Here is a 13,710-nt window from a genome sequence, read left to right as displayed (position 1 = left end):
CGCCGGGGCGACAACAACTCTGCACACTCCAGTGGCCGCCGGAAACGGGACAGGGCCCCTCCCGAGGCGGGAAGGGCCCTGTCCGACCGGTCGGACCAGACGGTGATCCGATCAGACGTTGTAGTACATCTCGAACTCGTGCGGGGTCGGGCGCAGCCGGACCGGGTCGACCTCGTTGGCCCGCTTGTAGTCCACCCAGGTGGAGATCAGGTCCGGGGTGAAGACTCCGCCGTCGAGCAGGTAGTCGTGGTCGGCCTCCAGCGCGTCCAGCACCTCGGGCAGCGATCCCGGCACCTGCTTGACCGAGCCCCACTCCTCCGGCGGCAGGTCGTACAGGTCCTTGTCGATCGGCTGGGGCGGCTCGATCTTGCTGCGGATGCCGTCCAGGCCGGCCATCATCATGGCCGAGAACGCCAGGTAGACGTTCGCGGACGGGTCCGGCACCCGGAACTCGACCCGCTTGGCCTTGGCGTTGCTGCCGGTGACCGGGATGCGGGTGCAGGCCGAGCGGTTGCGCTGCGAGTAGACCAGGTTGACCGGCGCCTCGAAGCCCGGCACCAGCCGGCGGTACGAGTTGACCGTCGGGTTGGTGAAGGCCAGCAGCGACGGCGCGTGGTGCAGCAGGCCGCCGATGTACCAGCGGGCCGTGTCGGACAGGCCGCCGTAGCCGGTCTCGTCGTAGAACAGCGGCTCGCCGTTCATCCAGAGGCTCTGGTGGGTGTGCATGCCGGAGCCGTTGTCGCCGAACAGCGGCTTGGGCATGAAGGTGGCCGTCTTGCCGGCCGCCCAGGCGGTGTTCTTCACGATGTACTTGAAGAGCTGGAGCTGGTCACCGGCGTGCAGCAGGGTGGAGAACTTGTAGTTGATCTCCGCCTGGCCCGCGGTGCCGACCTCGTGGTGCGAGCGCTCGACCGTGAACCCGGTGTCGACCAGCTTGCGGACGATCTGGTCGCGCAGGTCGGCGTAGTGGTCCACCGGCGGTACCGGGAAGTAGCCGCCCTTGTACGCGGTCTTGTAGCCGCGGTTGCCGCCCTCCTCCTCGCGACCGCTCGTCCAGGCGCCCTCGACCGAGTCGATGTAGTAGTACGCCTGGTGCGCCGAGGTCTCGTGGCGGATCGAGTCGAAGATGTAGAACTCGGCCTCCGGGCCGAAGTACGCGGTGTCCGCGATGCCGCTCGCGGCGAGGTACGCCTCGGCCTTCTTGGCCACGTTCCGCGGGTCCCGGCTGTACGCCTCACGGGTGAACGGGTCGTGGATGAAGAAGTTGAGCGCGACCGTCTTCTGCGTCCGGAACGGGTCGACGAACGCGGTGGCCACGTCCGGCAGCAGCAGCATGTCGGACTCGTGGATCGCCTGGAAGCCGCGGATCGAGGATCCGTCGAAGGCCAGGCCGGTCTCGAAAATGCTCTCGTCGAAGCTCTCGACAGGCAGGTTGAAGTGCTGCATCACCCCGGGCAGGTCGCAGAACCGTACGTCGACGAATTTCACGTCCTCGTTCTTCAGGTACCGCAGCAATTCCTCGGGATTGGCGAACACACGTTCCTCCTGGCGCGTCCACAGAGCGTTATAGCGTTCCGGCGTCGCTGGCGACGCTATGGCCGGGCGGTTGCCCGGGCGTATCACGTATGTTTCCGTCGTGTTACGCCCACGATCGACAATACCTCCGGCCTGCGGCTATGGGGTAGATGCGGGACTTTGCGCGGTTCGGCTACCCTGGCTTGCCGTGACGAGACAGCAGGACGGCGAACCGGTCACGCACGGTACGGACCCGGCGGGTACGGACCGGGCCGACCCGGCGCCCGGAATCGAGCCGGCCAGCCTGGGCCGGCGGTTCGGCGCCCTCATCATCGACTGGGTGCTCTGCCTGCTGGTCGGGAGCATGATCGCCGATCCCGTCCGGGCCGGCTGGCCGCCGGTGCTGGTCCTCATCCTGGAGTACGGCTTCTTCCTCGGGCTGTTCGCGCAGACCCCGGGAATGTTCCTCACCCGGATCGCCTGCGTCTCGCACCGGGACGGCGGCCGGATCGGGATACCCCGGGCGCTGCTGCGCGGCCTGCTGCTCGCGCTGCTGGTGCCGGCGCTGATCATGGACGACCAGCGCCGCGGGCTGCACGACCGGTGGTCCGGTTCGATAGTCATCCCGGTCACCCCGCGTTCCGCCGGCTGATCCACCGCGTACCCCTGGGGTCGGCTCCCGCGGGTCAGCGCCCGCGGGTCTGCCGGAAGGCGCCGCGCGGCGGCCGCATGTTCTTCGGGATCGCGCCCTTGGGCATCTGCGGCCGGGCCGACAGCGCCTTGAGCCGCTTGTCGAGCGCGTTCACGTCCTTGCCGCTCAGGTTGCGCGGCAGCCGCATGAGCGTGGTGCGCAGCTTGCGGATCGGCAACTCGTTCTCGCCCGAACCGATGAGGTAGTCGTACAGCGGCGCGCTGCCGATCACCTTGGACAGCCGGCGCTTCTCCTGACCCAGCAGCCCCCGTACGCGCTGCGGGTTACCCTCGGCCAGCAGCACCACCCCGGGCTTGCCGATCACCAGGTGCACCATGTCCATCTGGGTGGTGGCGCTGACCGCCGGGGTGACCCGCCAGTCGCCCCGCATGTTCTCCACGATCTGCGCGGCGGCCCCCCGCTGGCCCTCGGCGGCGCTCATCATCGCCCGGTTGGACCGCAGGTTGAGCACGATCAGCACGGCCAGCAGCGCGAGCAGGACGCCGACCGGCACCCACATCCAGCCCCAGACGATGGCCACGACCACGGTGAGGGCGAGCGGGACGAGCACCGCCACGACGACAAGCGGGATGAACAGCCTGTCCTGTTTGGCGGTGAACGAGAACACCATCCCGATCTGCTTCAGCCGCTGGCCGAACGAGACCTTCTCCTGGGGAGTTGCCATGGCACGGAGTCTAGTGGTCGGCTCCGATCCGGCTGATCCGCGGCCGGCCCTCGCCGCCGGGGTAAGTACCTCAGCCCTGCGCGGCCCCCGGATCGGCCCGGGTAAGGCACCCCGGGGCGGTGCGGATGAGGCTCGCTACCCATGTGCCGCGGGTGCCTGCGCGAGCAGAGTCGGTGTGGTCGAAGGAAACGACGAGAAAGCCACCGACGAGCACCGGGAGATCATCATGTTCGGCCTGTCAAACGAGGAAATCCTGCTGGAGATGCACACAAACCGGCTGTGGGAGCTACGCCGGCACGCGGACGCGAGCCGACTCGCGAGGTCGGCCGCGCGTACGCGGCACGGCACCCGCCGATCCTGGCTGCGCGGGGGTGGGCGCAACCGCCAGGCCGGATGACCGCCCCGGGCGGCCTGGCCGCCCGGCGTGGCATTCTCGATGCCGTGACAAGCCGGGTGAGCAGCCGAACCTTCGTGGGCCGGGACGCGGACCTCGACGCCCTGCGCGCGGCGCAGCGGCGTACCCGCGCCGGACTGCCCGGCGTGGTGCTGCTCGGCGGCGAGGCGGGGGTGGGCAAGAGCCGCCTCGCCGACGAGTTCGGCCGGGTCGCGGCGGCCGACGGGGCGCAGGTGCTCGTCGGTCAGTGCCTCGAACTCGGCGAGGAAGGACTGCCGTTCGCTCCCTTCGCGGCGGCGGTGCGGGAGGCGCTGCGCCGGCACGGGCCGGCCGTGCTGGACGGCCGGGAGGCCGAGTTCGCCCGGCTGCTGCCGGAGCTGCTCCGCGAACCGGCCGCGGTGACCGGGCGTGAGGGGGCGCCCGGTCACCGCGGCTACCTGTTCGAGGCCGTGACCGAGCTGTTCGCCCGGCTCGCCGAGACCCGGCCACTGGTCCTGCTGATCGAGGACCTGCACTGGGCGGACCGCTCCACCCGGGACCTGATCGGCTACCTGGTCCGGGCCATCCGGCCCGGACCGGTGCTGGTGGTCTGCACCTACCGCACCGACGAACTGCACCGGGGCCACCCGCTGCGGCCGTTCCTGGCCGAACTGGACCGGGTACGCGGCGTCGAGCGGCTGGAGCTGAGCCGGCTGGACCGCGAGGGCACCGCCGCCATCCTCACCGACCTGCTCGGCGCCGAGCCGCCGGGGACCGCGGTGGACGCCGTGCACGAGCGCGCGGAGGGCAACCCGTTCTTCATCGAGGAACTGGCCGCGGCCGGCGACCCGGCCGGCTGTACGAGCCTGCCGGAAACCCTGCGGGACCTGCTGCTGACCCGGGTCGAGCGGCTGCCCGAGCCGGCGCAGCGGGTGCTCCGGGAGGCCGCCGCCGGCGGCAGCCGGTTCAGCCACGACCTGCTCGCCGCGGTGGCCCGCCTGCCCGAGGACGAACTGGAGGACGCGCTGCGCCCGGCGGTCGCCGCCCAACTCCTGGTCGCCGACCCCGACGGCGGGTACGCCTTCCGGCACGCCCTGGTGCGGGAGGCGGTGCACGACGAGCTGCTGCCCGGCGAACACGCCCGGCTGCACGCCCGGTACGCGGCGGCGATCGAGGCGGCGCCGCAGCTCGTGGCCGCGGGACGGGCACCCGCCGAGGTGGCCCACCACTGGCACGCGGCCCAGGACCACCCCCGCGCGCTGGTCAGCGCGCTGGCCGCCGCCGCGGACGCGCGGACCCGCTGCGCGTACGCCGAGCAGAGCGGGCTGCTGGAGCGGGTGCTCCGGCTCTGGGAGCAGGTGCCCGACGCGGGCGAGCGGGCCGGCATGGATCACCTGGCGCTGCTGGAGGCGACCCTGCGGGCCACCTCGGCGGCCGGCGACTACGTCCGGGCGCTGACCCTGAGCCGGGCCGCGCTGGCCGAGGTGGATCCGGCGGCCGAACCGGTCCGGGCGGCCCGGCTGCTCGCCGGGCGCGGCCGGATGATCGCGGTGCTCGGCAAGGGCACCGGGGCGGACGAACTGCGCGAGGCGTACCGGCTGGCCTCGGCGCCGCCGCCCGACGGCGGGTCGCCGGCGCCGGATGCCCGGCGGATCCGGCTGCTGGCCGAGATCGGCGCGTACCTGGCCGCGTCCGATCCGAACGAGGGCGGCCGGGTCGCGGCCGAGGCGTTGGCCGAGGCCGAGCGGCTGGGCGACCCGGCCACGCTCACCGCCGCGTACCTGGCGAGCTGCCGGTGCTGGAGCACGGACGCCGACTCCGAGTCCGGCGCCCGGCTGGACCTGCTGCGCCGGGCCGAGGAACTGGCCCGGTCCACCGACGATCCGTCGGCGCTGGTGAACGTGCTGGTCAACCTCTCGGACGCGCTGTTCGAGCAGGGCCGGTACGCCGAGTCGGCCGAGTCCGCGGCCGAGGGCTGCACGGTGGCCCGCCGGTACGGGATCAGCCGCTCGACCGGTGCCTTCCTGCTGAGCAACCGCGCGGAGGCGCTGCTGGCGCTCGGCGACTGGGACGAGGCGGAGGCCACCTGCACCGAGGCGGCCCGGCTCGACCCGATCGGCACCCTCGGCCTGCACTGGCTGGAGCTGCGCGCCCGGCTGCGGCTGGCCCGCGGCGAGGACGGCGGGGCCGAACTGGCCCGCCGCGCGCTCGGCTTCCTGGGTCGACCGTTCCTGCATCCGCAGCAGCGGCTGCCGCTGTGCGAGCTGCGGATGGCCACGGCGCTGGCCCGGGACGACCGGGTCGCCGCGGTCGAGGCCGCCGAGGCGGCGCTCGCCGATCCCGCCGTGCCGGCCGTGGCCCGGTACTCCTGGCCGGTGCTGGTCGCCGTGGCCCGGGTGGCCGTGCTCGCCGACCTGCCGGAGCTGGCCGCCCGGGCCGGGCAGGCGGCGTCCGGCCTGCGCCGCGACTTCCCGGCCGAGGCGGCGTACGCGGCCGAGCTGTCGGCGCTGCTTGCCGACGTCGCGGTCGGGCCGGACCCGAATGCCGCGGCCGGGCCGGACCCGGATGTCGCGGCCGGGCCGGCGGCCGATGTCGCGGTCGGGCCGGACCCGGATGTCGCGGCCGGGCCGGCGCCGGTTGTCCCGGCCGGATCCGCGGCCGAGCGCTGGCGGGCGGCGGTCGCGGCCTGGCGCCGGGACGGGCAGCCGTACCCGCTGGCCACCGTCCTGCTCCGGCAGGCCGAGGCGGCGGCCGGGGCCGGTGACCGGGAGCTGGCGGCGGCGGCGCTCAGCGAGGCCGCCACGATCGCCGCCCGGCTGCGGGCGGCGCCGCTGACCGACCGGATCGGCACGCTGGCCCGCCGGGTCGGGGTACGCGGCGCGGCGCCCGCGCTCGCGGCGGAGCCGGGCGGCGGTGCGGCCCCGCTGACCGCGCGGGAACGGGAGGTGCTCCGGCTGGTGACCGAGGGGCTGAGCAACAGCCAGATCGCCCGCCAGCTCTACATCTCGCCGAAGACGGCAAGCGTGCACGTCTCCCGGATCATCGCGAAGCTGGATGTGGCGAATCGGGTCGAGGCGGCGGCCGTGGCGCACCGCCTGGGGCTGCTCAACCCGGTGGACGGGAGCTGATGACCGGCGCGGCTCCCGGGCGCGAACCGCGCGAACCGCGGCCGATCCCGGGCGCGGACGGCGCCCGGGACCCGGCGGTTTCAGGACTCAGATCGCGGGGACGGCGCCGCGGGCCTCGACGGCCTGCCGGTAGAGCCGGCCTGCCCGGTAGGAGGAGCGCACCAACGGCCCGCTCATCACGCCCGCGAAGCCGATCTCCTCGGCCTCGGCGTTCAGCTCGACGAACTCCTCCGGCTTGACCCAGCGCTGCACCGGGTGGTGCCGCGGGGTCGGGCGGAGGTACTGCGTGATGGTGATCAGCTCGCAGCCGGCCTCGTGCAGGTCGCGCAGCGCCTGGGAGATCTCGGCCCGCTCCTCGCCCATCCCGAGGATGAGGTTGGACTTGGTGACCAGGCCGGCGGCGCGGGCCTGCCGGATCACGTCCAGCGACCGCTCGTAGCGGAAGGCCGGCCGGATCCGCTTGAAGATCCGCGGCACGGTTTCCACGTTGTGCGCCAGCACCTCGGGCCGGGCGCCGAACACCTCGGCGAGCTGCTCGGGCACGGCGTTGAAGTCGGGGATCAGCAGCTCGACGCCGCAGCCCGGCTGGAGCGCGTGGATCTGCCGGACCGTCTCGGCGTACAGCCAGGCGCCGCCGTCGGGCAGATCGTCGCGGGCCACGCCGGTGACGGTGGCGTACCGCAGGCCCATGGTGGCCACCGACTCGGCCACCCGGCGCGGCTCGTCGGCGTCGAACTCGGCCGGCTTGCCCGTGTCGATCTGGCAGAAGTCGCAGCGGCGGGTGCACTGGTCACCGCCGATGAGGAAGGTGGCCTCGCGGTCCTCCCAACACTCGTAGATGTTGGGACAGCCGGCCTCCTGACAGACCGTGTGCAGCCCCTCCCGGGCCACCAGCCCGCGCAGGTGGCTGTATTCCGGGCCCATCTTGGCCCTGACCTTGATCCACGGCGGCTTGCGCTCGATCGGGGTCTCGGCGTTCCGCGCCTCGATCCGCAGCAGGCGGCGTCCTTCGGGAGCGATGGTCACAACGCCGAGACTACGCCCGGGGTGGCCGGGGGCGCAGCGGAGGCGACGGGGCTCACCTGCTCCGATGCTGTGACACCCCTCACCGGCCGTGGAAATTGCGTTGCCCCGATGGCCGCCGGCTCCGTTACCGTACGGCGCAACGGCGTCGACGGAACCGAGTAGCGTCCCGACCCCGGAGCACAGAGAGCCACCGGTCGCTGGAAGGTGGTCTCCGGCCGGGTCGCGAAGACCCTCCCGAGCCGCGGGAAGAACGGTGTGCGGCAGGACCCGCCCGGGTCGCGGAAACGACCGGGACGGCCCGCCCGAGCGCCCAGTAGAGCCCGCCGTCCCCCCACGTCACGGGGTGAATGAGGCCGCCGGCAACGCCGGTCGCCGCGGCACCCGGGCCACCGCCCGGGCGGCGCGGCGGCGGGAGCGCCGGCGGTGAAGGTGTGGTGGCACCGCGAGGTTCCCGCTCGCCCACACCTCCCAGGGATCGCGTTGCGCAGTCCACGAGGAGGTAGCCACCATGCAACGCATCCTCTCCACCGACCTGTCCCGGCACGCCGGCGAACCCGTCCGGCTGGCCGGCTGGGTACACCGCCGCCGGCTGCTCAAGTCGGTCGCCTTCCTGATCCTGCGGGACGCCGGCGGCACCGCGCAGGTGGTGCTGACCGAGCCGGCCGGCCGGTCCGCGCTCGCCGCGCTGCCCGAGGAGAGCGTCGTCGAGGTCACCGGCCGGGCCGTGGCGAACCCGGCGGCGCCCGGCGGGGTCGAGCTGGTCGACCCGCTGGTACGCCCGCTGGGCGAGCCCGCGGTGCCGCCGCCGTTCGACCTGTTCCGGCCACACCTGGCGGCCAGCCTGCCGGTCCAGTTGGACAACGCGGCGCTGGCGCTGCGCCACCCGCGCCGGTCCGCGGCGCTGCGGATCGCCGCGGCGGCCACGGCCGGCTTCCGCGGCACGCTCGACCGGGCCGGGTTCACCGAGATCTGTACGCCGAAGGTGGTCGGCTCGGCCACCGAGTCCGGCGCGAACGTCTTCGCCCTGGACTGGTTCGGCCGGCCCGCGTACCTGGCCCAGTCGCCGCAGCTGTACAAGCAGCTCATGGTCGGGGTCTTCGAGCGGGTCCACGAGGTCGGCCCGGTGTTCCGGGCCGAACCGCACGACACGGCCCGGCACCTGGCCCAGTACACCTCGCTCGACGCCGAGCTGGGCTTCATCACCGACCACCGGGACGTGATGGCGGTGCTGCGGGACACCCTCGCCGGCATGCTCGTCGCGGTGGCGCAGCGGGCCGGCCCGGCCTGCGCCGCGCTCGGTGTCGGGCCGCCGGACGTACCGGCCGAGATCCCGGCGGTGCCCTTCGGCACGGCGCTGCGGATCGCCGGCGCGGCCGCGGACGAACCCGACCTGGCGCCCGCGCACGAGCGGGCGGTGGGCGAGTGGGCACGCCGGGAACACGGCTCGGACTTCGTCTTCGTCACCGGCTACCCGATGGCGAAACGGCCGTTCTACACCCACCCGGACCCGGCCCGCCCGGCGTACTCGAACAGCTTCGACCTGCTGTTTCGCGGCGTGGAGCTGGTGACCGGCGGGCAGCGCCTGCACCGGCACGCCGACTACCTGGCGGCGCTGGCGGCCCGGGGCGAGCCGGCCGGGCCGTACGCGGGCTATCTCGCCGGGTTCGCGCACGGCATGCCGCCGCACGGCGGCTTCGCGATCGGGCTGGAGCGGTTCGTCGCCCGGCTGGTGGGCGCGGCGAACGTGCGGGAGGTGACGGCCTTCCCGCGCGACCTGCACCGGCTCGCGCCCTGAGCGTCCGGACCCGCCGCCGGGCTGCCGCCGTGCCGGACCCGCCACCGTCCCGGGCTGCCGCCGTTCCGGACCCGCCGCCGGGCTGCCGCCCGGGCGGAGGGTCCGCGGCCGCGGGCCTCGCTCAGCCGAGCAGGGTGGGCAGGTGCCGCTCGACCACCGGCAGCGCCTCGGCCACCGTGACCGGGCGGCCGAGTTCGGCGGTCAGTGAGGTGGTGCCGGCGTCCCGGATGCCGCACGGGACGATCCGGTCGTACCAGCTCAGGTCGCAGTCGCAGTTGAGCGAGAAGCCGTGCTGGGTGACCGTGCGGGCCACCCGCAGGCCGATCGCGGCGATCTTGCGGTCCGGACCGCGGTCGTCGGCCGGCACCCAGACCCCGCTGCGGCCGTCGCCCTGCATCCGGGTGGTCGCCACGCCGAACTCGGCGCAGACGTCGATGAGCATCTGCTCGACCCGCCGGACGAAGGCCACCACGTCCACCCGGAAACCGGCGTCGACCTGCGGCAGCCTGATGATCGGGTAGCCGACGAGCTGACCCGGCCCGTGCCAGGTGATCTTGCCGCCGCGGTCGACGTCGATCACCGGGGTGCCGTCGGTCGGCCGGTCCCACGGCTGGGTGCGCTTGCCGGCGGTGTAGACGCTGGGATGCTCCAGCAGCAGCACCGTGTCCGGCGCCTCGCCCGCGACCACCGCGGCGTGCACCCGACGCTGCTCGTCCCAGGCGGCGGAGTAGTCGATGACGCCCATGCGGACCGGCGAGAGCCCGGAAATCGTCCTGGTCACCAGCCCAGCGTAGCCCCGGGTCGGCGTCCGCGCGCCGGTGAGCCGGCTCACCGGCACGTCGGCATCCGGCACGTCGGGACCGGCACGTCGGGACCGGCACGTCGGCATCCGGCAGGTCGAGACCGGCACGTGCGCATCCGGCGGGTCGGCGCCGGTGCTGCCGGCGCGCCGGGCGGTCACCGCCGCGTGACCGGCCACAGCCAGACGTCGTCCACCCGCTGCGGCGGGCCGAACAACCCGGTGGCCGCCCGCAGCAGCGCGTCGTGCCGGACCGGCCACTTGGCGCCGTGGATCCGGTCGGCGAGCACCACCACGTCCACCCGCCAGTACCGCAGGTCGGCCTCGGCCGCGGCGCGCTGCGCCGCGCCGATCGGCGGCACCACGCCGGTCTCGGCCACCTCGTTGAGCAGCGCGTCCGTCGGCCGGGGCACCGGGCCGATCCGGCCCCGGCCGTCCGGGCCGCCCGGCCCGAGGAAGAACCCGGACGGGATCGCGAACTCGCCCTGCCCGTGCGTCAGCGCGTACGCCTGCCAGCGCTGGCCGTCCGGGGTGACGTCCAGGGTGAACGGCAGCGGCGCGATCACCCCGCCGGCCGGGACGTACCGTCGCCAGGTGCCGGCCGTGATGAACGTCGGCACCGGCTCCCGGTCGATGGTCAGCAGCGGGGTCGGGAACAGCGGCACCAGCGCCAGCGCGAAGCCGACGGCCCAGGCCGGGCGCCGTGGCCGCCCGTCCGCGCAGGTCAGCCGCCGCGGCCGGCCGGCCGGCGGATCGGCCAGCAGCGCGTCCACGGCGTACGCGAGCAGCAGCCCGATGATCGGCGTGACCACCAGGGCGAGCCGGGACGGCAGCGCCGCGTTCATCACCGGCAGCGGTCCGAGCAGCGCGAACGGCAGGGGTACGGCGGTGTGCGTACCGAGGATCTTGGCCTTCGGTCCCCAGGAGAGCACCACGAAGACGCCCGCGGTGATCAGCAGCGCCCGCAGGGTGGCCCGGCGGTCCGGGTCGGCCCGCCGCCAGAGCAGGACCGCGCAGGCGGCGGCCAGCACCAGCAGGGGTACGCCGAAGAACGAGTTCTCCTCGGTCGGGTTCGGCGCCAGCGACGTGCCGAGCCCCGCCAGCCCGGCCAGCGAGCGCTGCGGGTACGCGCCGTAGGCTGCGATGTCCTCGGCGTGGATGATCGGGTTGAACCCGGTGCCGTGGAACCGCTGCGGTCCGAAGAAGTGCAGCCAGAGCGGGTAGGCCAGCAGCACCAGCGCCACCGCGCCGGCCACCGCGAGACCGCGGACGAAGGTCGGCAGGGCCGCCCGGGCGGCGGTGCGGTTGCGCGGGTGGGCCGCCCAGGCGGCCAGGAAGACCGCGCAGGCCAGCGCGATGAAGAACAACCCCTCGGCGGCGATGGAGAACGCGACGGCCACGGCCACCCCGAGCACGACGCCGTTGCGCAGCCACCGGCGCGGGTCGGGCAGCCGCAGCACCCGCCACACGATCAGCGGCGCGAGCCAGCCGGCGGTCCAGTTCAGGTGCGCGTTGGCGTGCGAGACCATGCCGGGGGAGAAGCCGATGAACAGCCCGCCGAGCAGCGCCGCGGGCACGCCGCGGACCAGGTGCCGGGACAGCAGCCAGTACCAGGCCAGCGCGGTGGCCGCGAGGTTCGCGGTGAGGATGACCAGGAACGTGACGGGCGCGCCGAGCAGGTACGTCAGCGGCGCGAACAGCACGGCGTACACCGTGATCGAGGTGTTCACCGCGAGGTTGGCGCCGTCCGGCACGTTGATCAGACGGGTGAACATCGGGTTCTCGCCGTGGAACACCGTGTGCGCGCCGAACGCCAACAGCCACTCGAACAGCGACTGGTCGCTGGAGTTGACCGTGACCGCCCGGCGGTCCGGGTCCAGCCAGAGCCCGCTGGTCACCCAGAACGCCAGCGCCACGCTGGCGACCAGGGCCAGCAGGTCACCGCGCCGGTACGGCCGGCGGGCGGTGGGCGGGCCGGCGGGCTCGGGTGACGGCTCGGTGAGCAGCGGGGAGAGCGGCACGCCGCAGGTTACCAACCGGCCCTGGGCGCCCGGCCCGTCGTCGACCCGGGCCGTTTCCCGGGCCGTTTCCCGGGCCGGCCACCGGCCGTCGGTCCGGGCCGTTTCCCGGGTGGCCCAACACAGCGGTCTGGGTGAATGTGTGCGCGGGGGACATGTCCCGGCTTCGTCACATGGTCGTAACGTCGCGGCCATCTCTGGGTGATCCAGCTCACAACAGGAGGCCACCGCCGTGCGCCGCTCCCCGTCCGTCCTGGCCCGGCTGGTCCGGGCCGTCCTCGCCCCCGTGCTGGTGGCCACCGCGGTCCTGGCCGCGCCCACCCCCGCACAGGCCGCAAGCCTGACCCAGGTCAGCGGCTTCGGTTCCAACCCGGGCAACCTGGCCATGTACGCCTACCGGCCCGACGGGCTACCCACCGGGGCGCCCGCGGTGGTGCTGCTGCACGGCTGCGCCCAGACCGCGAACGACTACTTCAGCAACTCCGGCTGGCGCAAGTACGCCGACCTGTGGGGATTCGCGCTGATCCTGCCGCAGCAGAACTCCGGCAACAACTCCACGTCCTGCTTCAACTGGTACCAGTCCGGCGACACCACCCGGGGACAGGGCGAGGCGCTGTCGGTCAAGCAGATGACCGACTACGCCAGAAGCACCTGGGGCACCGCGGCCGGCCGGATCTACGTCAGCGGCCTGTCCGCGGGCGGGGCGATGTCCTCGGTCATGCTCGCCACCTACCCGGACGTGTTCGCCGCCGGCTCCATCCTGTCGGGCATCCCGTACGCCTGCGCGACAAGCCTCGTCGCCGCGTACAGCTGCATGAACCCCGGCGTGGACAAGACCCCGCAGCAGTGGGGCGACCTGGTCCGCAACGCGTACTCCGGCTACTCCGGCAGCCGGCCCCGGGTGGCGATCTGGCACGGCACCAGCGACTACACGGTGGCCACCGCCAACGCCACCGAATCCCGGGACCAGTGGACCAACGTGCTCGGCGTGTCGCAGACCCCCACCAGCACGTCCTCGCTGCCCGCCGGGACCAGCCTGGAGACGTACGGCGACGACGTCGTGCGGCTCTACCGGATCTCCGGGATGGGCCACGGCACCCCGGTGGACCCCGGCTCGGCCACCGACCAGTGCGGCACCGCCGCCGCGTACTTCCTGGACACCATCTGCTCGGCGTACCGGGACGCGCTGTTCTTCGGGCTGGACGGCTCCACCGGCGGCGGTGGCGACCCCGAACCCGGCACCCCGGCCGCGCCCACCGGGCTGACCGTCACCGCCAGCACCGCCGGCTCGATCTCGCTGAGCTGGTCGGCCGTCAGCGGCGCCACCGGCTACCACGTCTACCGCAACGGGACGAAGGCGACCTCGTCGCCGGTCACCGGCACCACCTACACCGACTCCGGACTCACCGCCGGCACCAGCTACTCGTACGCCGTCAGCGCGGTGAACGCCTCCGGCGAGGGCGCGAAGTCCAGCACGGTGTCGGCGAGCACCACCGGCGGCAGCACCCCGGTCTGCGTGACCGCGAGCAACTACGCACACGTGGTTGCCGGCCGCGCCTACCAGTCGCTCGGCTACGCGTACGCGCTCGGCTCCGGCCAGAAGATGGGCCTCTACAACACGTTCTACACCTCCACCCTCAAGCAGACCGGCCCCGACTACTGGGTCATCGGCTGCTGACC

At 73.8% G+C, this 13,710-nt stretch carries 10 protein-coding genes; 5 read left to right on the top strand and 5 right to left on the bottom strand.

Going from position 1 to position 13,710, the window contains the following annotated elements:
* Nucleotides 1-111: 111 nt before the first annotated feature.
* On the bottom strand, nt 112-1,536 hold the full coding sequence (gene glnA, locus CIK06_RS21010) for a type I glutamate--ammonia ligase (protein WP_095566265.1): 1,425 nt from the start codon (nt 1,534-1,536) through the stop codon (nt 112-114).
* A gap of 268 nt (nt 1,537-1,804) precedes the next feature.
* Here glnA and CIK06_RS31530 point away from each other — a divergent pair, with 268 nt between their 5' ends.
* Nucleotides 1,805-2,167, top strand: a complete 363-nt coding sequence (locus CIK06_RS31530) for an RDD family protein (RefSeq protein ID WP_232534353.1) — start codon at nt 1,805-1,807, stop codon at nt 2,165-2,167.
* Nucleotides 2,168-2,201: 34 nt separating this feature from the next.
* Here CIK06_RS31530 and CIK06_RS21000 read toward each other — a convergent pair whose 3' ends face one another.
* Complete coding sequence (locus tag CIK06_RS21000) at nt 2,202-2,891, bottom strand: DUF4191 domain-containing protein (protein WP_095566263.1); 690 nt, start codon at nt 2,889-2,891, stop codon at nt 2,202-2,204.
* Between the two features lie 175 nt (nt 2,892-3,066).
* Between CIK06_RS21000 and CIK06_RS20995 the strand changes: the two genes are divergently transcribed.
* Nucleotides 3,067-3,288, top strand: a complete 222-nt coding sequence (locus tag CIK06_RS20995) for a hypothetical protein (RefSeq protein WP_095566262.1) — start codon at nt 3,067-3,069, stop codon at nt 3,286-3,288.
* 56 nt (nt 3,289-3,344) lie between these two features.
* Nucleotides 3,345-6,392: a helix-turn-helix transcriptional regulator gene (locus CIK06_RS32010; protein ID WP_255408519.1), complete on the top strand. Its 3,048-nt coding sequence runs from the start codon at nt 3,345-3,347 to the stop codon at nt 6,390-6,392.
* An 87-nt stretch (nt 6,393-6,479) separates the two neighbouring features.
* Here the strand turns inward: CIK06_RS32010 and lipA are convergent, their stop codons facing one another.
* The gene (gene lipA, locus CIK06_RS20985) at nt 6,480-7,418 is read right to left on the bottom strand and encodes a lipoyl synthase (protein ID WP_095566261.1); all 939 of its coding nucleotides are present in this window, start codon (nt 7,416-7,418) and stop codon (nt 6,480-6,482) included.
* A gap of 508 nt (nt 7,419-7,926) precedes the next feature.
* Between lipA and aspS the strand changes: the two genes are divergently transcribed.
* Complete coding sequence (gene aspS / locus CIK06_RS20980) at nt 7,927-9,213, top strand: aspartate--tRNA(Asn) ligase (protein WP_095566260.1); 1,287 nt, start codon at nt 7,927-7,929, stop codon at nt 9,211-9,213.
* Between the two features lie 121 nt (nt 9,214-9,334).
* On the opposite strand, the gene lipB is transcribed toward aspS, so the two are convergent.
* On the bottom strand, nt 9,335-9,958 hold the full coding sequence (lipB, locus tag CIK06_RS20975) for a lipoyl(octanoyl) transferase LipB (protein WP_095568005.1): 624 nt from the start codon (nt 9,956-9,958) through the stop codon (nt 9,335-9,337).
* Between the two features lie 212 nt (nt 9,959-10,170).
* A complete protein-coding gene (locus CIK06_RS20970) occupies nt 10,171-12,018 on the bottom strand; it encodes a DUF2029 domain-containing protein (protein ID WP_095568004.1) in 1,848 nt (615 codons plus the stop codon).
* A 244-nt stretch (nt 12,019-12,262) separates the two neighbouring features.
* Here CIK06_RS20970 and CIK06_RS20965 point away from each other — a divergent pair, with 244 nt between their 5' ends.
* On the top strand, nt 12,263-13,708 hold the full coding sequence (locus tag CIK06_RS20965) for a PHB depolymerase family esterase (RefSeq protein WP_095566259.1): 1,446 nt from the start codon (nt 12,263-12,265) through the stop codon (nt 13,706-13,708).
* Nucleotides 13,709-13,710 lie beyond the last annotated feature (2 nt).

Origin of the sequence: Plantactinospora sp. KBS50, from assembly GCF_002285795.1 — a bacterium.
Taxonomy (GTDB): domain Bacteria; phylum Actinomycetota; class Actinomycetes; order Mycobacteriales; family Micromonosporaceae; genus KBS50.
The sequence above is the reverse complement of the archived record's forward strand: the minus strand, read 5'-3'. Positions and strand labels throughout refer to the sequence as shown.

Excerpts from the sequence above, each read along its gene's own strand:
- CIK06_RS21000 (WP_095566263.1), bottom strand. The coding sequence starts at position 2,891 with ATGGCAACTCCCCAGGAGAAGGTCTCGTTCGGCCAGCGGCTGAAGCAG.
- aspS (WP_095566260.1), top strand. The coding sequence starts at position 7,927 with ATGCAACGCATCCTCTCCACCGACCTGTCCCGGCACGCCGGCGAACCC.
- lipB (WP_095568005.1), bottom strand. The coding sequence starts at position 9,958 with ATGGGCGTCATCGACTACTCCGCCGCCTGGGACGAGCAGCGTCGGGTG.